Genomic DNA, 18,398 nt, shown 5'->3' with positions numbered 1-18,398 from the left:
GGGCCCCTCTCAGGAGTTGAGCGCCGGGATGACCGTGGCGCCGTACGCGTCGATCGTCGTCTCCTTCGCGTCGTGCATGTCGTACACCGCGAACTGGTCGACGCCCAGCGCCCGCAGTGCCTTGAGCTTCTCGATGTGCGCCTCGGCGGGACCCAGCAGGCAGAAGCGGTCGACGATGTCGTCGGGCACGAACGCCGTGTCCGGGTTCCCGGTGCGCCCGTGGTGGCTGTAGTCGTAGCCTTGCCGCTGCTTGATGTACGCGGTGAGCGCCTCCGGTACGAGACCGGAGTGCTCGCCGTACTTGGCGACGAGGTCGGCGACGTGGTTGCCGACCATTCCGCCGAACCACCGGCACTGTTCGCGTGCGTGGTCCAGGTCGTCACCGATGTACGCGGGCGCGGCGACGCAGATGGTGACGGACGCCGGGTCGCGTCCCGCGTCCGACGCGGCGGTCCGCACCGCCTCGACCATCCACTCCGTCAGGAACGGGTCGGCGAGCTGCAGGATGAAGCCGTCGGCCTTCTCGCCTGCCATGGCGAGCGCCTTGGGCCCGTACGCGCCCATCCACACCGGCAGACTGCCGTCCTTCACCCAGGGCAGCCGCAGCGACTGCCCGTCGACCTCGGCCTCCCGGCCCTCGGCCAGATCGCGGATGACGCCGATCGCCTCGCCGAGGCGGGCGAGGGTGTTGGGCTTGCGTCCCGCGACGCGCATCGCGGAGTCGCCGCGGCCGATGCCGCACACCGTGCGGTTGCCGTACATCTCGTTGAGGGTGGCGAAGGTCGACGCGGTGACCTCCCAGGTGCGGGTGCCCGGGTTGGTGACCATCGGCCCGACGATCAGCCGCTCCGTGTGCTCAAGGATGCGGCTGTAGATGACGAAGGGCTCCTGCCACAGCACGGCGGAGTCGAAGGTCCAGCCGTAGCGGAAGCCGTTGCGTTCCGCGCGGCGCATCAAACTGACGACCGCGGAGGCCGGCGGGTCGGCCTGCAGGACGAGTCCGAAGTCCATGACGGCAGCTCCTAGTTCAGGTACTGACAGGTGGCGCGGGGTGTGTAGCGGCCGTGTCCTGCGCGGCCGGTGAACTCCCGCTCGTCGATGACCACTTCACCGCGCGAGAGCACGCTCTCGACGCGGCCGGTGAGCCGTTTCCCCTCGTACGCGGAGTAGTCGACGTTCATGTGGTGGGTGGCGGCGGAGACGACCTGCTCGGCGTGCGGGTCGTAGATGACGATGTCCGCGTCGGCGCCCGGAGCGATGGTGCCCTTCTTCGGGTAGAGGCCGAACATCCGCGCGGGCGTGGCGCAGGCGATCTCGATCCAGCGGCGGCGCGAGATGTGCCCGTCGACGACCGCCTGGTGCAGCAGGTCCATACGGTTCTCGACGCCCGGCAGTCCGTTGGGGATCTTCGAGAAGTCGCCGCGTCCCAGCTCCTTCTGCCCGGTGAAACAGAACGGGCAGTGGTCGGTGGACACCACCTGGAGGTCGTTGGTCCGCAGCCCGCGCCACAGCGCCGCCTGGTGTTCGCGAGGCCTCAGCGGCGTGGAGCAGACGTATTTCGCGCCCTCGAAGTCGGGCTCGGCGAGGTTGTCGGTGGACAGGAACAGGTACTGCGGGCAGGTCTCGCCGAAGACGTTGAGCCCCTTGTCGCGGGCGGCGGCCAGCTCGGCGAGTGCCTCCTCGGCGGACACGTGCACGACATACAGCGGGGCGCCGGCGACCCGGGCGAGCTGGATGGCCCGGTGGGTGGCCTCGGCCTCCAGGAGGACCTTGCGGACCTCCCCGTGATAGCGCGGATCGGTGCGGCCCTCGGCGAGCGCCTGCTCGACGAGTACGTCGATGGCGATGCCGTTCTCGGCGTGCATCATGATCAGCCCACCGTTGTGCGCGGAGCGCTGCATGGCGCGCAGGATCCGGCCGTCGTCGCTGTAGAAGACCCCGGGGTACGCCATGAACAGCTTGAAGGAAGTGATGCCCTCCGCCACCAGGAGGTCCATCTCCTTGAGCGACGACTCGTTGACGTCGGACATGATCATGTGGAACGCGTAGTCGATGGCGCACTGCCCGTCGGCCTTCGCGTACCAGGTGTCGAGCCCTTCGCGCAGCGCGTGGCCGACGCTCTGCACGGCGAAGTCCACGATGGTCGTGGTGCCGCCCCAGGCCGCCGCCCGCGTCCCCGTCTCGAAGGAGTCGGAGGCCGCGGTGCCGCCGAAGGGCAGCTCCATGTGGGTGTGCGCGTCGACACCGCCCGGGATCACGTATTTGCCTGCCGCTTCGATGGTCCGCTCGGCGGTCCAGCTCCCGGCCGCGTCGCTGCCGTGCGAGGCGAGTGCGACGATCCGCCCGTCCTCGATGAGGACGTCGGCGTGCATTTCGTCGGAGGCCGTGATGACAAGACCTCCGCGGACAACGGTACGGTTCACCATTTCTGCTCCCTTCCGATGGAGCCGCCCGGTAGCCACACGGGCGGCTCCGCGCCTTCGTGATTCAGTGCGTTTCCCGCAGCGCCCGGTCGAGGATCCGCGCGCCCTCCTCCGCCTCCGCGACGGTGAGGGTCAGCGGCGGGGCGATGCGCAGCACGCTGGTGTTGTGGCCGCCGCCCTTGCCGATCAGAAGGCCGCCCTCGCGCGCGGCCTCAAGGACGGCGGTGGCGGCCTCCGGCGACGCCTCGTCGGTGCCCGGCTTCACCAGCTCGATCGCCGCCATCAGGCCGCGCCCGCGCACCTCGCGCACGTACGGCACGCTCGCGCCGATCGCACGCAGCCGCTCCAGGAGCAGCCCGCCGACGCGGCGGGCGTTGCCCTGGAGGTCGTGTTCCAGGAGGTACCCCAGGTTGGCGACGCCCGCGGCCATCGTGACGGGGCTGCCGCCGAACGTCGAGATGGAATTGGCTTCGAGGCAGTTCATGACCTCGGCGCGGGCGACGACCCCGCCGATGGACATGCCGTTGCCGATGCCCTTGGCGAAGGTGAGGATGTCCGGCGGGCCGTTCTCGGCGTGTGCCTGCCAGCCCCAGAAGTGGTCCCCGGTACGCCCCCAGCCGGTCTGCACCTCGTCGGAGATCCACAGGATGCCGTGCCGGTCGAGCACTTCGCGGAACGCGGCGTACAGGCCGTCGGGCGGTGAGGTGAAGCCGCCGACGCCCTGGATGGGCTCCGCGATGAGCGCCGCGACCTGGCCGCCGGTCTGGCCGAGTACGTCTTCGAGGTCGGCGACACATGCCTCGATGAACTGCGCGTCCGACAGCTGCGCGTACGGACCGCGGCTGCGGACGCCCCCGTGCACGTACATCGTCTGGAGCGGCGAGAGGCTGGTCGGGGACCAGCCTCGGTTGCCGGTGATGGAGACGGCGGAGAAGGACCTGCCGTGGTAGCTGTTGCGCATCGCCAGGAGCTGGTTGGAGCGGCGGTACGTCGTGGCGAGGAGCAGGGCCGTGTCGTTGGCCTCGGTGCCCGACGTGGTGAAGAAGACCCGCGCGTCCGGGATGCCGGAGACGGCCGCGATCCGCTCCGCGAGCTCGACCATGGGCCGGTCGAGGTAGAGCGTCGACGAGTGGAGGATCCGCCCGGCCTGCTCGGTGACGGCCTTGGTGACTTCGGGGAGCGCGTGAGCCGTCATGGTAGTGAGGATGCCGCCGAAGAAGTCGAGGTACTTCTTTCCCTCGGCGTCCCAGACGTGCCGGCCCTCGCCGTGGGTGATCTCGATCGGCTGCCGGTAGTAGAGGGCGACCCAGTCGGGGATGACCGCCTTGTGGCGGTCGTGGAGACTACTCACGGCTGTACCAGTCCTTCGTACGCGTCGGGACGGCGGTCTCGGTAGAACGCCCACTGCTGGCGTACTTCCTCAATGAGGTCGAAGTCGAGGTCCCGTACGAGCAGTTCCTCCGCCTTGTCGCTCGCGGCCTCCCCCACGAACTGGCCGCGCGGGTCGACGAAGTAGCTGGTGCCGTAGAAGTCGTTGTCGCCGTACTCCTCCTCGCCGACCCGGTTGATGGCGGCGACGAAGTACTCGTTGGCGACGGCCGCCGCGGGCTGTTCCAGCTGCCAGAGGTGGGCGGACAGACCGCGTGACGTGGCAGAGGGGTTGTAGACGATCTGGGCGCCGTTGAGGCCGAGTTGGCGCCAGCCCTCGGGAAAGTGCCGGTCGTAGCAGATGTAGACGCCGACCCTGCCGACGGCCGTCTCGAAGACCGGCCAGCCCAGGTTCCCCGGTTTGAAGTAGTACTTCTCCCAGAAGCCCTTGACCTGGGGGATGTGGTGTTTGCGGTACTTGCCGAGGTAGCTTCCGTCGGCGTCGATCACGGCCGCGGTGTTGAAATAGAAGCCGGACTGCTCGCGCTCGAAGACGGGTACGACGACGACCATGCCGGTCTCACGGGCGAGGTCCTGCATCCGGCGGACGGTCGGCCCGTCCGGGACGGCCTCCGCCCAGCGGTAGTGCTCGGCCTCCTGCACCTGGCAGAAGTAGGGGGCGTTGAACACCTCCTGGAAGCCGATGATCTTCGCGCCCTGCCGGGCCGCCTCGCGGGCGTGCTCCTCGTGCTTGGCGATCATGGATTCGGTGTCGCCCGTCCAGGTCGCCTGGACGAGTGCGGCGCGTACGACATTGGCCATGACTTGTCTCCTTCAACGGGACGTCAGAGACCTTCTACGCCCGTAGATTCGGGACGTGGAGGGATGAACGTAAGCCCCGTCGGGGAGTGGGGCAAGACCATCGTCGTCAACCCGCTGAGTCGATCATGTTTCGCACCCGAGGGGGTGACGGACGGGCCATGTGTTCACGGTGCGAATCCGGCCAACCGCAGGGCGTGGGCCACGTCGCGATACCTTCCCGGTCCCGCGTCGCGCGCGGCGCCCAGCAGCAGGGGGACCAGCCGGTGCGGGTCGCTCTGCGCGAGGTGGGCACTGTCCTCAGGGGTACGGACCCGGACGAACGCGTCGGCCAGGGAGCGCACTTCGCACTGCTGCCCGGCGGCGTCCAGCGCCAGCAGGGTCTCCGCGACCTCGACCGCGGGCCGGGCGACGCCCTGCCGCAGGAGTCGCAGGCCGTCCTCGGCGAGTCCGGCCGCGTCCAGCGCGCCCGCCAGCGCGGCGACCCGGTGGGGCGGCAGCGACGCCGCTTCCCACAGCAGGGTTCCCCAGTCGGCGGCGAGTCCCGCCCGGTGCAGGGCCACGGCCAGTGCGGGCAGCCGGGCGACGGGCCGGGCGGCGGCCTCACAGAGCAGCGCGTGCGCCTCACCACTGCGCCCCTCGCCCCGCAGCCGCACCAGGGCGGTGACGGTGTCGGAGGCGGCACGTTCGTCTTCGGCCTCCCGTGCCCGGTCGGGCGCGGGAGGCACCTCCGCCGTCTCCTCCTCCGCCGCTCCGGCGTACCTGGCACCCCGGGGCCCGGCGACCGCGGGCGCGGACAGGCCGGGCACGGTGAGGAATCCGCCCCCGTCGTCGCTGTCGTCGTCCAACCCGGCATAGCGGGCGCCGCGGGGGCGCCGCCTCGCGGCGGGGGCGGTCGCGGGGGTGGCGGCGGGTGGATCGGCCGATGCCGGCAGGTGCGGGTCCGAAGGATCCCCCACGTCGTACGCCGCGGCATCCCGCGCGCGGAACCACGTGTCGGGCGCCGGCGGGCGGACCGGGTCGGCGGCGGGTCCTGCTTCGCGGCCCTCCCGGGAGTCCAGGGCCGCGAGCCGGTCGATGATCTCCGCGCAGCGGGCCGCCGCGCGTTCGCGGTCGTCCCGTACCCAGGCCAGTTCGAGACCGACGCCCTCCGCGTCGACGCCGCCCACGGCGCCCCGCAGACGCCCCGTCAGCTCCCGCTCCCGCCCGGCGGCGTGCGCCTGCTCCCGCCGCATCACCCCGAGCCGGTCCGCGAGCGCCGCGCGCGCGTGGGGCCGCCGGTCGTACTCCGCCGCGGCCGCGGCGTGGAGTCCTCGCGCGCGTACCGCCTCATGCTGCGCGGCCTGCGGCCCGTGCCCGGCGGCCAAGTCCTGGAGCAACGCCTCCAGTACGTCCCACGGCGGGAGTTCGGCCCCGTCCAGGCAGGCGCGCATGCCCTCGGGATCACGCTGCCAGAAGACCCCGCACCAGCCACCGCCCGTATCGAGCAATGCTGTCAGATCTCTCAGATAGTGCGCGAACACCTCGGTGTCCACTGGGAGTTGCCCCGCCGCCATGAATGCCCCTGCCGCCCACCACCGACTGGAACCAACCGGTCCGCTGGCATTCGACCGCAGTTGTGTTACGGCGCGGCTACGCGCGCTTTTCCGATCCGATCGGATCGCCGGGGCCCTCAGGGCTCCCGCGTCACAACTGGATGGCGATTCCGGTGTGCGGACGCTTGCCGAGCCGGAAGACCATGGCCGGCCACTCCACGAACCAGAACTTCCAGGTGTACTTGCGGGCCAGCAGCTTGCGCAGATCACGCATCGCCGCCTCTTCGAGCAGCCGGGCCATACCTTCCGCGGACGGCGCGCCCTCGGCGATGCGGCCGCGGACGTCACAGGCGGTGACGAGCACCCGCTTGTCACTGCGAAGGCGCTTGACCTTCCAGGAGTCCGACTTGGTCCACACGAAGAGCTCCGTGCCGTCGGACGCGGCCCAGACGGGCGTGGCGACGGCGGTGCCGTTCTTGCGGAAGGTGGTCAGGCTGACGTATTCGGAGCGGCCGAGCGCTTCGAGTTGATCGGAAGTCATGCCCGCGACACTACGTCGTACGGCGGGGCGGGCCCGGGAACCCGCCTCACACGGGCACGCAGGGCGCACCGCGCCACGTTCTCGTCCGTCGACAGGCGAGCAGCGAGGGATCACCGGCACGGTGAAGAAGGCGGGCGTCGGGGCGCGGCAGGGCCGGGAAGCCCGCCCGGACGGACCGACCTCGTCGGGCCCGTCCGGGCGTCCGGTCGTTCACCGGATGTCCGCCCTACCGCTCACCGGCGGGCCGCACCACCATCGCCGAGCCTCCGCCGCGGCGCACCTTCTCCGCCGCCGCCAGCCAGCGCCCGTCCGGCAGTCGCTGCACCCCGGTCGTCGCACCGATCTCCGGGTTCTGCTTGAAGACGTGCCCGAGGGCTTCGAGCCGGGCCCGCACCGGGCTGTCCCACAGCCCCGGTTCGAGCTCGGTGGTGGCCGAGTTGCGCTGACTCGCACGCGGCGCCGCGATCGCGTCGACCAGCGGCAGCCCCCGGTCCAGATGGCCGGTCAGGGTCTGGAGCACCGTGGTGATGATGGTCGCGCCACCCGGCGAGCCGAGCGCGAGGAGCGGCCGGCCGTTCTCCAGGACGATCGTCGGCGAGATCGACGACCTCGGGCGCTTGCCGGGACCGGGCAGGTTCGGGTCGTGGACCGCCGGGGCGGCCGGGGCGAACGAGAAGTCGGTCAGCTCGTTGTTGAGGAGGAAGCCCCGACCGGGCACCGTGATGCCGCTGCCGCCCGTCGACTCGATGGTCAGCGTGTACGCGACGACGTTGCCCCACTTGTCGGCCGCCGTCAGGTGCGTCGTGTTCTCCCCCTCGAACGTCGTCGGGGCGGCCTTCCCGCCGGCCCGGCACGCCGCGGGCTTGCGCGGATCGGCCGGTGCGAGCGGGCTGGTGAGCACCGCGTCGTCCTTGATGAGGCACTCGCGCGAATCCGCGAAGCGCTGCGACAGGAGCTCGCGCGTGGGTACGTCCTCGAAGGCCGGGTCACCGACCCAGCGCCCCCGGTCCGCGAACGCGATCCGGCTCGACTCGATGAAGCGGTGCAGATACGCGGTCGGCGAGGCGGCCGAAAGGTCGGTCCGCTCAAGGATGTTGAGTGCCTCGCCGACGCTCGTACCGCCGGAGGAGGACGGGGCGATGCCGTACACGTCGAGCCCACGGTAGGAGACCTTGGTCGGCGCCTGCCCCATCACGCCGTACGCCCGCAGGTCCCTCGTGGTCAGGTCGCCGGGCCGGGCCACCCGCTGCGATTTCGGGTCCACGGGCGGCTTGCGCACGGTGCGGACGATGTCGCGCGCCAGGTCTCCCCGGTACAGCTCGTCGACGCCCTCGCGGCCCAACTCGCCGTAGGTGCTGGCCAGATCGGGGTTCTTGAACCGGGAGCCGACCACCGGCAGCTCACCGCCCGGCAGAAACAGCTCCGCCGTGTCGGGGAAGTCCCTGAACCGCGCCTCGTTGGCCTGGGTCTGGCTGCGGAAGGTCGGATCGACGGTGAAGCCGTCGCGTGCGAGCCTCTCGGCCGGCTTCAGCAGGGTGCGCAGGGATTTGCTGCCCCACTTGTCCAGCGCCGTCCGCCAGGTGGCCGGGGTGCCCGGCGTACCGACGCCAAGTCCGCTGCTTACCGCCTGCTCGAAGGGGATCGGCTTGCCGTCCTCCAGGAACAGCGACTTGTCCGCGCTGCGCGGGGCCGTCTCGCGGCCGTCGATCGTGCGCACGGTACGGGACTTGGCGTCGTAGTGGACGAAGTAGCCGCCACCGCCGATGCCCGCCGAGTAGGGCTCGGTGACCCCGAGCGCCGCCGCCGTGGCGACGGCCGCGTCCACCGCGTTGCCACCGTTCCTGAGCACTTCGATCCCGGCCGCCGAGGCGTCCGCGTCGACGCTGGCGACCGCTCCCCCGTACCCGGTGGCGACCGGCGTCTTGCCGGGCGGCGCCTTGGTCGTGGCGGGCGAGGGGGCGGGGCCCCGGGCGGTGGACGGCGGCGCCGTGGCGCCAACCGATGCCATCGCCGCGGCAACGGCCCAGACCGACAATCTCCGTACGGTGGTGCGGCGCATGCGTACCTCCAGTCGTTGACCGTCCGCGCAGCGTAACTTCACCTCGCACTCCCCGCAGGAGCACGCCGAACATCGGTCCGCCTACGGTGCGCGGGGCCGCGAGCACGCCGCCCCATGGATGACGACGTGCGCGACATCGTGCCGGGTGTGACCGCCGCCGGAGTCGACCGACGTGCTAACGCATCACGGGTGGGCCGCACCACCACACGGTGTGTGTGGTGGTGCGGCCCCGAGGTCGCCGATCCGGGGGGCCCTTGGCGCAGGTGGTGGGCAGGATCGAGGAGCCGACCAGGCCCGGCCGCGACGCCGGGGGCCGGGGGCCGACCCTCAGTCCTCGCCCTCCAGGTCGCCCTCCGTCTCCAGATACACCTGTCGCAGTGCGTCCAGCACCGCCGGGTCGGGTTTCGCCCACATGCCGCGTGACTCCGCCTCCAGCAGGCGTTCGGCGATGCCGTGCAGAGCCCAGGGGTTGGCCTGCTGGAGGAATTCGCGGTTGGCCGGGTCCAGGACGTACGTCTCGGTGAGCTTGTCGTACATCCAGTCGGCGACCACGCCTGTCGTGGCGTCGTAGCCGAAGAGGTAGTCGACGGTGGCGGCGAGTTCGAAGGCGCCCTTGTAGCCGTGGCGGCGCATCGCCTCGATCCACCTGGGGTTGACGACCCGGGCCCGGAAGACGCGAGAGGTCTCCTCGACCAGGGTGCGGGTGCGGACGGCTTCCGGCCGCGTGGAGTCGCCGATGTACGCCTCCGGGGCGCTGCCCTTGAGCGCGCGCACCGTGGCGACCATGCCGCCGTGGTACTGGAAGTAGTCGTCCGAGTCGGCGATGTCGTGTTCGCGGGTGTCGGTGTTCTTGGCCGCGACCTCGATGCGCTTGTACGCCGTTTCCATCTCCTCGCGGGCCGGGCGCCCGTCGAGTTCGCGGCCGTAGGCGTAGCCGCCCCAGACGGTGTAGACCTCGGCGAGGTCCGCGTCCGTGCGCCAGTCCCGGGAGTCGATGAGCTGGAGCAGGCCGGCGCCGTACGTACCGGGGCGGGAGCCGAAGATACGGGTGGTGGCACGGCGTTCGTCGCCGTGGGCGGCCAGGTCGGCCTGGGTGTGGGCGCGTACGTAGTTCTGCTCGGCGGATTCCTCCAGCGAGGCGGCGAGGCGAACCGCGTCGTCGAGGAGGCCGATGGTGTGCGGGAAGGCGTCGCGGAAGAAGCCGCTGATGCGGAGGGTGACGTCGATACGCGGGCGGCCGAGTTCGGCCGCCGAAATCGCCTCCAGACCCGTGACACGGCGCGACGCGTCGTCCCAGACCGGTCGGACGCCCAGGAGAGCGAAGGCTTCCGCGACATCGTCGCCGGCGGTGCGCATCGCACTCGTGCCCCACAGGGACAGGCCGACCGAGGTGGGCCACTCGCCGTTGTCGGCGCGGTAGCGGTCCAGGAGCGAGTCGGCCAGTGCCTGGCCGGTCTCCCAGGCAAGGCGGGAGGGCACGGCCTTGGGGTCGACGGAGTAGAAGTTGCGACCGGTCGGCAGGACGTTGACCAGGCCCCGGAGCGGGGAGCCGGAGGGCCCGGCGGGGACGAAGCCACCGTTCAACGCGTGGACGGTGTTGTCGAGTTCATCGGTGGTGGCGGCGAGGCGCGGTACGACCTCGCGGGCGGCGAAGTCGAGGATGTCGGCGACGGGCTGCGGGTGCCCGGCGGCGACATCGACGACGGCGTTCGGGGCCCAGTTCGCGTCCTCCATCGCCTGGACCAGGGCGCGGGCCTGCTCCTCGACCTCGTCGGCGGTGGTGCGGGTGGGCGCCGCCTCGTCGAGGCCCAGGGCCTCGCGCAGGCCGGGCAGAGACGTGGTGCCGCCCCAGATCTGGCGGGCGCGCAGGATCGCCAGGACGAGGTTGACACGGTCGGCGCCGGCGGGCGCGCCGCCCAGGACGTGCAGGCCGTCGCGGATCTGCGCGTCCTTGATCTCACAGAGCCAGCCGTCGAGATGCATGATGAACTCGTCGAAACCCTCGTCCTCGGGGCGGCCTTCGAGCCCCAAGTCGTGGTCGAGCTTCGCGGCTTGGATCAGGGTCCAGATCTGGGCGCGGATCGCCGGGAGCTTCGCCGGGTCCATCGCCGCGATCTGGGCGTGCTCGTCGAGGAGCTGTTCCAGGCGGGCGACGTCGCCGTAGCTGTCGGCGCGGGCCATCGGCGGTACGAGGTGGTCCACCAGAGTGGCGTGGGCGCGGCGCTTGGCCTGGGTTCCCTCACCCGGGTCGTTGACCAGGAACGGGTAGACGAGGGGGAGGTCACCGAGAGCCGCGTCGGGGCCACAGGCGGCGGAGAGGCCGGCGTTCTTGCCAGGCAGCCATTCCAGGTTTCCGTGCTTGCCGAGGTGGATCATCGCGTCCGCGCCGAAGCCGTGGTCCTCGGCGGAGGCAGCGATCCAGCGATAGGCGGCCAAGTAGTGGTGCGAGGGCGGCAGGTCGGGGTCGTGATAGATCGCGATCGGGTTCTCACCGAAGCCGCGCGGCGGCTGGATGAGGATGAGCAGATTGCCGCGGCGCAGGGCGGCGAGGACGATGTCGCCCTCCGGATTGCGCGAACGGTCCACGAACATCTCGCCCGGAGCGGGGCCCCAGTGCTGCTCGACGGCCTCGCGGAGTTCGGGCGGCAGCGTCGCGTACCAGCGCCGGTAGTCGGCCGCCGGGATGCGGACCGGATTGCGGGCCAGTTGTTCCTCGGTGAGCCACTCCTGGTCGTGGCCGCCCGCCTCGATCAGCGCGTAGATCAGCTCGTCGCCGTCGCCGGAGGCCAGGCCCGGCACCTCTTCGGTACCGAAGTCGTATCCTTCGGCGCGGAGGCGGCGCAGCACGGCGACGGCGCTTGCGGGGGTGTCGAGTCCGACCGCGTTGCCGATCCGGGAGTGCTTGGTCGGGTATGCGGACAGGACGAGCGCGATGCGCTTCTCGGTGTTCGGTATGTGGCGAAGTCGTGCATGGCGCACGGCGATCCCCGCGACCCGGGCGGCGCGCTCGGTATCGGCGACGTACGCGGGCAGGCCGTCCTCGTCGATCTCCTTGAACGAGAACGGAACGGTAATCAGGCGGCCGTCGAACTCGGGGACCGCGATCTGGCTTGCGGCATCCAATGGTGAGACGCCCTCGTCGTTGTTCTCCCAGTCTGCCCGTGAACTGGTGAGGCAGAGCGCTTGGAGAATGGGCACGTCAAGGCCAGTGAGGGCGCCGGCGTCCCAGGACTCGTCGTCACCGCCCGCCGACGCCTCGGCGGGCCGGGTACCGCCCGCCGCGAGGACGGTGGTCACGATCGCGTCGGCGGCCCGCAGGGCGTCGATCAGCTCGGGCTCGGGTGCCCGCAGTGAAGCGACGTACAACGGCAGGACGCGGGCGCCCGTGTCTTCCACGGCGCGGCACAGGGCCTCGATGAACGCGGTGTTGCCGCTCATGTGGTGGGCGCGGTAGTAGAGCACCGCGATGGTGGGGCCGTCCGCCTGCTGCGACGTGCGCTCCAGAGGGCCCCAGGAGGGCGCCGGGGCGGGCGGTTCGAAGCCGTGGCCGGTGAGCAGGACCGTGTCGCAGAGGAACCTGGCCAGCTGCTCCAGGTTGGTGGGCCCGCCGTGGGCCAGGTAGGCATGGGCCTCGGCGGCGATGCCGATCGGGACCGTGGAGGCAGCCATCAGCTGCGCGTCGGGGGCCTGTTCCCCGGTGAGGACGACGACGGGGCGCCCGGTGGCGAGGACGTGATCGAGACCGTCCTGCCAGGCGCGGACGCCACCGAGGAGACGTACGACGACCAGGTCGGCGCCGTCCAAGAGCTGCGGAAGGTCCTGGAGCGGGAGCCGGGAAGGGTTCGCGTAGCGATAGGTGACCGGGCCGTTGGCGGCGCGGGCGCTGAGCAGGTCGGTATCGGACGTCGACAGGAGCAGGATCATGCGGCGTCTGGCCTTCCTCGGGGTGTCCACGCCCCGGGCGGTGTCGGATGGCGGTCCCCTGCTCACGCCGGATCGCGAGCGGTGGGGACGGGAGTTCCTGACTCGCCCGGCTGGTGGGCCGGGCTCACAGTGGCGGGACCGCGCCGGAATCGCACCGGGCTTCCTCCCTTGTCGCCGTCTGTGGCGACGACGTGCCGGATGGCCCGTCGCTAGGCATAGTAAGGGTCGCTCTTCTGGTGGGGGTCATACGGACCTGGTGAGGGGGTCGGTATGCTCGCCGCCATGCCCCCGCCAGCCACCTTGCCCGTACCCCTGTCCCCAGGAAACGCGTCAGCCCGTGCCCGTGGCGACGCCTGCCCCGGGGCGCTGCGGCTGCACCAGGCGGACGACGGTGCGCTGGCCCGCGTCCGTGTTCCCGGCGGCGTACTCACCGTGGCGCAGGCCGACGTGCTGCGGGAGTTGGCAGGACGCCTGGGCGATGGTGAGCTGCATCTCACTTCGCGCGGCAATGTGCAGTTGCGCGGCCTGGGACCGGACTGTGGCAGCGAACTGGTCTCCCGGATGGGCGCGTCAGGGCTGCTGCCTTCCGAGCGCCACGAGCGGATCCGCAACGTGGTGGCCTCCCCGCTGTCCGGGCTCGACGGCCGGGGAGATCGGGACATCCGCCCGTGGCTGTCCGCGTTGGACGACCTGTTGTGCGCGAGTGACACGGCGGTTGGCCTGTCCGGGCGCTTCCTGTTCGCGCTCGACGACGGCCGCGGCGATGTGGACGTGCTTGGCGCCGATGTGGCCCTGACGGCACGGAGCGGCGAGGACGCACTGCTACGGATCGGGTCGTCGGAGTCCGTGGTGCGCATACCTGCCAACCGAGCGCCGGAGGCCGCCCTGATCGCCGCCGAGGCCTTCCTGGACGCCGCGCCCGGCTCCGGTGCCTGGCGTGTGACGGATCTGTCCGGGGGTGGCGAGATCCTCCTCGACGAGGTCCTACGGCGGTTGCGGCAGGCCAAAATCCGCTCCACCCGCACCGCCGGCCCCGTACGCCCGCCCGACTCGGCGACTCCAGCCCTCGGCGTCGTGACTGGTCCGCAGGACGCGGTCACGCTGTCTGTCGGCGTGCCGCTGGGACGCATCGGCGCAGCGCAGTGGCAGGCGCTGACGGACACCGCCCGGCGCTGCGGAAGTGGCGAACTGCGGCTGACTCCTTGGCGCGGCGTCGTCGTCCCGGGCACGGATCCGGCGCACGCCGCAGAGGCGCTGGCCCGCCTGGGTTCGGTCGGCCTGATCATCGGCCCCCGCTCCCCCTGGACCGGGGTGGGCGCCTGTATCGGGCGGCCCGGCTGCGCCAAGTCCCTGGCCGATGTGCGGGGCGAGGCGGCAGCGACCGTGGGGGCCGCGGGGGCTCTGCCCGTGTACTGGTCGGGGTGCGAACGCCGGTGCGGTCATCCGCGGGGCGAGTGGGTCGACGTCGTCGCCACCCCGGACGGCCACCAGGTCTCCGTGGTGCGGGGCGAAGAACGAGGCGGCGCCCAGAGCATCCCTGACAGCCCCGCCGCGCTCGCGGCGGCCGTGGCGGCGGCCCGCGGCACCCTGAGCTGACCGCGCCCTACCAAACCGCGAAACCTGTCCGTTTCGCATCCATTCCATGCCCAATGAAGAGAGCGAAAGCACTGTGCACCAGTACGAGAAGGACGGACCGGCCATCTATCGCCAGTCCTTCGCCACGATCCGCGCGGAGGCGGACCTGGTCGGCCTGCCCGCCGATGTGAGCCAGGTCGCGGTCCGGATGATCCACGCCTGCGGAATGGTCGACCTCGTACGCGATCTCGCCTTCACCCCGGACGTGGTGACCCGCGCTCGCCAGGCGCTGCGGGCAGGCGCTCCCATCCTGTGCGACGTGGCCATGGTCGCCAGCGGGGTCACCCGCAAGCGGCTGCCTGCGGCCAACGAGGTCGTGTGCACGCTGTCCGACCCGGCGGTTCCCGGTCTCGCGGCGCAGCTCGGTACCACCCGCAGCGCGGCCGCCCTGGAATTGTGGCGTGACCGGATGGAAGGCGCGGTCGTAGCCGTCGGCAACGCGCCCACAGCCCTGTTCCGCCTGCTCGAAATGATCGAAGAGGGTGCCCCGCGCCCCGCGGCCGTCATAGGTGTGCCGGTCGGCTTCGTCGGCGCCGCCGAGTCCAAGGCCGCACTGGCCGCACACCCGTCCGGTCTTGAGCACCTCATCGTGCGGGGCCGTCGCGGCGGAAGCGCCATCGCGGCAGCCGCCCTCAACGCTATCGCCAGCGAGGAAGAGTAAGCGTGAACGAGCAGAAGAAGGGCCGACTGTACGGAGTCGGGCTCGGACCTGGCGATCCGGCGCTGATGACCGTACGAGCCGTGGAAGTCATCGCCGAGGCGGATGTCGTCGCCTATCACAGCGCCCGGCACGGGCGGTCCATCGCCCGGTCCATCGCGGCCGGGCACATCCACGCCGACCACCTGGAAGAGGCACTGGTCTATCCCGTCACGACGGAGACCACCGACCATCCGGGCGGCTACCGGGGCGCGATGGAGGACTTCTACACCGAGGCGGCGGCCCGCCTGGCGGTGCACCTAGACGCAGGGCGCACGGTCGCCGTGCTCGCCGAGGGCGACCCGCTGTTCTACGGCTCCTACATGCACATGCACAAGCGGCTCGCCGACCGCTACGTCACCGAAGTCATCCCCGGTGTCACCTCCATCAGCGCCGCGGCCGCCCGGCTCGGCACCCCGCTCGCCGAGGGCGAGGAGGTGCTGACCATCCTGCCCGGCACCCTGCCGGAGGAGGAGCTCACCGCCCGTCTGGCCGCCACCGACGCCGCGGTGGTGATGAAACTGGGCCGCACCTTCCCTGCCGTCCGCCGCGCCTTCGAGGCGTCGGGGCGGCTGCCCGAGGCGCACTACGTCGAACGCGCCACGATGGCCGGGGAGCGCATGGGCGACCTGGCCGACATCGACCCCGACTCCGTGCCGTACTTCGCGGTGGCGGTCCTGCCCAGCAGGATCGGCAGGCCCCGCCCCGAACGCGCCCCGGACAGCGGAGAGGTCGCCGTGGTCGGCACCGGCCCTGCCGGACCGCTGTGGCTCACGCCCGAGACACGGGGGGTACTGGCCGCCGCCGACGACCTCGTCGGCTACACCACCTACCTGGAGCGGGTGCCGGTCCGCGCCGGGCAGATGCGGCACGGCTCCGACAACAAAGTGGAGTCGGAGCGCGCCGAGTTCGCCCTGGACCTGGCGCGCCGCGGTCGTCGCGTGGCCGTGGTGTCCGGCGGCGACCCAGGGGTCTTCGCCATGGCGACGGCCGTTCTGGAGGTGGCCTCCCAGGAGGAGTACGCGGACCTGCCGGTGCGGGTGTTGCCAGGGGTGACCGCGGCCAACGCGGCCGCCGCCCGCGCGGGAGCGCCGCTGGGCCACGACTACGCCGCGATATCGCTCTCGGACCGTCTCAAGCCGTGGGAGGTCATCGCGGAACGGCTGCGGGCGGCGGCCTCGGCGGACCTGGTGCTCGCGCTGTACAACCCCGGTTCACGCAGCCGGACCTGGCAGGTCGGCAAGGCCCGCAATCTGCTCCTTGAGCACCGTTCACCGGACACACCCGTGGTCCTGGGCCGGGACGTCGGCGGACCGGCCGAGAGTGTGCGCACCGTACGTCTGGCTGATCTTGATCCGGCCGAGGTGGACATGCGCACGATCCTGATCGTCGGGTCCTCGCAGACGCGATGGGTGCGGCGTGGTGACGGACGGCAGATCGTCTGGACACCCCGCCGCTATCCGCAGGGCTGAACCTGTGGCCTGCGACTACGCCTGAGAGCGCAGGTGTTCGCGCAGCCAGGCGACGGCCAGGCCGGGGGTGCCGGCCACCGTGATTCCCTCGGGAACCGGTGGCCGGCGCACCACGATCACCGGGATCCGCGCCTCGCGGGCGGCGGCGAGTTTGGGGGCGGTGGCCGCGCCGCCACTGTCCTTCGTGACGACGACATCGATGCGATGGCGGCGGATCAGCTCGCGTTCCCCGTCGAGGGCGAACGGGCCCCGGTCGAGCAGCACCTCCATGCGCGCGGGGTGCGGGGGTTCGGGGGCGTCCACCGACCGCATCAGGAACCACAGGTCGTCCAGCCCCGCGAAGGCGGCCAGCCCCATGCGTCCCGTCGTGAGAAAAACGCGCTGCCCCAGCGCGGGCAGCGCCCGCGCCGCCCCAGCCAGGGAGTCGACCGGATGCCAGTCGTCGCCGCCGCCAGGCACCCAGCCGGGCCGGCGCAGTGCCAGCAGGGGAACATGAGCAGCCGCGGCAGCTGTCGCGGCGTTGAAACTGATCGTCTCGGCGAAAGGATGGGTGGCGTCGATGAGCGCGTCCACCTGGTGCGTACGCAGCCACTCGGCAAGCCCTTCGGCTCCGCCGAAGCCGCCGACGCGGACCTCACCCGGTGAGAGCTTCGGACTGGCCACGCGCCCGGCCAGCGAGCTGGTCACCTTGGCCCCGTCGGGCAGCTCCGCCACCAGCAGCTCGGCGAGGCGGCGGGCTTCCGTGGTCCCGGCGAGTACGAGTACGTGCATGGGGTCCATCCATGAGTGAGGCGAGAGGTGGTCGCAGCGCCCAACTCAAACACACCGGTCTGCGGCCGGGCTGGACGACCGGTGCCTGCGCGACCGCGGCGGCCACCGCCGCGTACACGGCCCTGCTGAGCGGTGACTTCCCCGACCCGGTCACCATCACCCTCCCCCGGGGGCAGGCCACGGCCTTCGCGCTGGCGGTGGAGGAGCTGACCGAGGGGCGGGCGACGGCCGGGGTGGTCAAGGACGCGGGCGACGACCCGGACGTCACCCACGGTGCTCTCGTACGCGCCACCATACGGAGACTGCCGACCGGCTCGGGCGTGGTGTTCAAAGCGGGGCCCGGCGTGGGAACGGTCACCCTGCCCGGGCTGCCGCTCGACGTCGGCGAGCCCGCGGTCAACCCCGTTCCGCGTCAGATGATCCGCGACCACATCGCCCGGGTGGCCGCCGCACACCGGGGCACGGGGGACGTCGAGGTCACCGTCTCCGTGGACCACGGCGAGGAGATCGCCCGCTCCACCTGGAACCCTCGTCTGGGAATCCTGGGCGGCCTCTCGATCCTGGGCACGACCGGCATCGTGGTGCCGTACTCGTGCTCGGCATGGATCGACTCGATCCGGCGCGGCGTGGACGTCGCCCGCGCCGCCGGACACACCCATGTGGCGGGATGCACCGGTTCGACCTCGGAGAAGACCGTAGTGGCCGAGTACGGGCTGCCGGAGATCGCGCTCCTCGACATGGGGGATTTCGCGGGCGCCGTGCTCAAGTACGTACGCCGGCATCCGACGGACCGGCTCACCATCTGCGGCGGATTCGCCAAGCTGTCGAAGCTCGCCGCCGGACACCTCGACCTGCACTCGGCCCGATCCCAGGTCGACAAACCCTTCCTGGCCGAACTGGCCCGACGGGGCGGCGCCGACGAAGCCCTTGCCGCCGAAGTGGCGGCCGCCAACACGGGCCTAGCGGCCCTCCAGTTGTGCCAGGCGCGGGGTGTGCCGCTCGGGGACCTGGTGGCCGTGGCGGCTCGGGACGAGGCTCTGTCGGTCCTGCGGGGCGCTCCGGTCGCCGTCGATGTCATCTGCATCGACCGGGCAGGCACGGTCGTCGGGCGCGGCAGCGTGCGCCGACCGGCCGCCCGGCCGGGGTGACGGCGC

General features: G+C 71.6%; 13 protein-coding genes and 1 riboswitch. Of the genes, 4 read left to right on the top strand and 9 right to left on the bottom strand.

Going from position 1 to position 18,398, the window contains the following annotated elements; genetic code table 11:
- Positions 1-9 precede the first annotated feature (9 nt).
- The 8 genes from ACLLJJ_RS36980 to cobN all read right to left on the bottom strand — a co-directional run bounded on the left by ACLLJJ_RS36980 (position 10) and on the right by cobN (position 12,669).
- Complete coding sequence (locus ACLLJJ_RS36980) at positions 10-1,011, bottom strand: TIGR03842 family LLM class F420-dependent oxidoreductase (protein WP_434599057.1); 1,002 nt, start codon at positions 1,009-1,011, stop codon at positions 10-12.
- Between the two features lie 11 nt (positions 1,012-1,022).
- A complete protein-coding gene (gene hydA / locus ACLLJJ_RS36975) occupies positions 1,023-2,426 on the bottom strand; it encodes a dihydropyrimidinase (protein WP_434599056.1) in 1,404 nt (467 codons plus the stop codon).
- Positions 2,427-2,487: 61 nt separating this feature from the next.
- Positions 2,488-3,774 (bottom strand): aspartate aminotransferase family protein, encoded by a 1,287-nt coding sequence (locus ACLLJJ_RS36970; RefSeq protein WP_434599055.1) that lies wholly within the window; start codon positions 3,772-3,774, stop codon positions 2,488-2,490.
- Positions 3,771-4,613 (bottom strand): nitrilase-related carbon-nitrogen hydrolase, encoded by an 843-nt coding sequence (locus ACLLJJ_RS36965; protein ID WP_434599054.1) that lies wholly within the window; start codon positions 4,611-4,613, stop codon positions 3,771-3,773. Before ACLLJJ_RS36965 ends, ACLLJJ_RS36970 begins: the two co-directional genes overlap by 4 nt.
- 164 nt (positions 4,614-4,777) lie before the next feature.
- Positions 4,778-6,166 carry a hypothetical protein gene (locus ACLLJJ_RS36960; RefSeq protein WP_434599053.1) on the bottom strand — a complete coding sequence of 463 codons (1,389 nt, stop codon included), beginning with the start codon at positions 6,164-6,166 and terminating at the stop codon, positions 4,778-4,780.
- Between the two features lie 130 nt (positions 6,167-6,296).
- Positions 6,297-6,686 (bottom strand): PPOX class F420-dependent oxidoreductase, encoded by a 390-nt coding sequence (locus tag ACLLJJ_RS36955; RefSeq protein ID WP_434599052.1) that lies wholly within the window; start codon positions 6,684-6,686, stop codon positions 6,297-6,299.
- 226 nt (positions 6,687-6,912) lie between these two features.
- Positions 6,913-8,745 (bottom strand): gamma-glutamyltransferase, encoded by a 1,833-nt coding sequence (gene ggt / locus ACLLJJ_RS36950; protein WP_434599051.1) that lies wholly within the window; start codon positions 8,743-8,745, stop codon positions 6,913-6,915.
- A 327-nt stretch (positions 8,746-9,072) separates the two neighbouring features.
- Positions 9,073-12,669 carry a cobaltochelatase subunit CobN gene (gene cobN, locus ACLLJJ_RS36945; RefSeq protein WP_434600625.1) on the bottom strand — a complete coding sequence of 1,199 codons (3,597 nt, stop codon included), beginning with the start codon at positions 12,667-12,669 and terminating at the stop codon, positions 9,073-9,075.
- A gap of 91 nt (positions 12,670-12,760) precedes the next feature.
- A riboswitch (cobalamin riboswitch) is annotated at positions 12,761-12,859 on the bottom strand.
- An 80-nt stretch (positions 12,860-12,939) separates the two neighbouring features.
- On the opposite strand from cobN, the gene cobG reads away from it, so the two are divergent.
- The 3 genes from cobG to ACLLJJ_RS36930 all read left to right on the top strand — a co-directional run bounded on the left by cobG (position 12,940) and on the right by ACLLJJ_RS36930 (position 16,473).
- Positions 12,940-14,265 (top strand): precorrin-3B synthase, encoded by a 1,326-nt coding sequence (gene cobG, locus ACLLJJ_RS36940; RefSeq protein WP_434599050.1) that lies wholly within the window; start codon positions 12,940-12,942, stop codon positions 14,263-14,265.
- A gap of 73 nt (positions 14,266-14,338) precedes the next feature.
- Positions 14,339-14,965, top strand: a complete 627-nt coding sequence (locus tag ACLLJJ_RS36935) for a precorrin-8X methylmutase (protein WP_434600624.1) — start codon at positions 14,339-14,341, stop codon at positions 14,963-14,965.
- A gap of 2 nt (positions 14,966-14,967) precedes the next feature.
- On the top strand, positions 14,968-16,473 hold the full coding sequence (locus ACLLJJ_RS36930; RefSeq protein ID WP_434599049.1) for a precorrin-2 C(20)-methyltransferase: 1,506 nt from the start codon (positions 14,968-14,970) through the stop codon (positions 16,471-16,473).
- Positions 16,474-16,488: 15 nt separating this feature from the next.
- Here ACLLJJ_RS36930 and ACLLJJ_RS36925 read toward each other — a convergent pair whose 3' ends face one another.
- Entirely contained in the window at positions 16,489-17,244 is a 756-nt protein-coding gene (locus ACLLJJ_RS36925) for a cobalt-precorrin-6A reductase (RefSeq protein ID WP_434599048.1), read from the bottom strand.
- An 11-nt stretch (positions 17,245-17,255) separates the two neighbouring features.
- On the opposite strand from ACLLJJ_RS36925, the gene ACLLJJ_RS36920 reads away from it, so the two are divergent.
- Positions 17,256-18,392, top strand: a complete 1,137-nt coding sequence (locus tag ACLLJJ_RS36920; RefSeq protein WP_434599047.1) for a cobalt-precorrin-5B (C(1))-methyltransferase — start codon at positions 17,256-17,258, stop codon at positions 18,390-18,392.
- Positions 18,393-18,398: the final 6 nt, after the last annotated feature.

Origin of the sequence: Streptomyces sp. A5-4 (assembly GCF_051131715.1) — a bacterium.
Lineage (GTDB): Bacteria > Actinomycetota > Actinomycetes > Streptomycetales > Streptomycetaceae > Streptomyces.
This window is presented reverse-complemented; position numbering and strand designations above follow the sequence as displayed.

Excerpts from the sequence above, each read along its gene's own strand:
- hydA (WP_434599056.1), bottom strand. The coding sequence starts at position 2,426 with ATGGTGAACCGTACCGTTGTCCGCGGAGGTCTTGTCATCACGGCCTCC.
- ggt (WP_434599051.1), bottom strand. The coding sequence starts at position 8,745 with ATGCGCCGCACCACCGTACGGAGATTGTCGGTCTGGGCCGTTGCCGCG.
- ACLLJJ_RS36955 (WP_434599052.1), bottom strand. The coding sequence starts at position 6,686 with ATGACTTCCGATCAACTCGAAGCGCTCGGCCGCTCCGAATACGTCAGC.
- cobG (WP_434599050.1), top strand. The coding sequence starts at position 12,940 with ATGCTCGCCGCCATGCCCCCGCCAGCCACCTTGCCCGTACCCCTGTCC.
- cobN (WP_434600625.1), bottom strand. The coding sequence starts at position 12,669 with ATGATCCTGCTCCTGTCGACGTCCGATACCGACCTGCTCAGCGCCCGC.
- ACLLJJ_RS36965 (WP_434599054.1), bottom strand. The coding sequence starts at position 4,613 with ATGGCCAATGTCGTACGCGCCGCACTCGTCCAGGCGACCTGGACGGGC.
- ACLLJJ_RS36920 (WP_434599047.1), top strand. The coding sequence starts at position 17,256 with ATGAGTGAGGCGAGAGGTGGTCGCAGCGCCCAACTCAAACACACCGGT.
- ACLLJJ_RS36980 (WP_434599057.1), bottom strand. The coding sequence starts at position 1,011 with ATGGACTTCGGACTCGTCCTGCAGGCCGACCCGCCGGCCTCCGCGGTC.
- ACLLJJ_RS36960 (WP_434599053.1), bottom strand. The coding sequence starts at position 6,166 with ATGGCGGCGGGGCAACTCCCAGTGGACACCGAGGTGTTCGCGCACTAT.
- ACLLJJ_RS36925 (WP_434599048.1), bottom strand. The coding sequence starts at position 17,244 with ATGCACGTACTCGTACTCGCCGGGACCACGGAAGCCCGCCGCCTCGCC.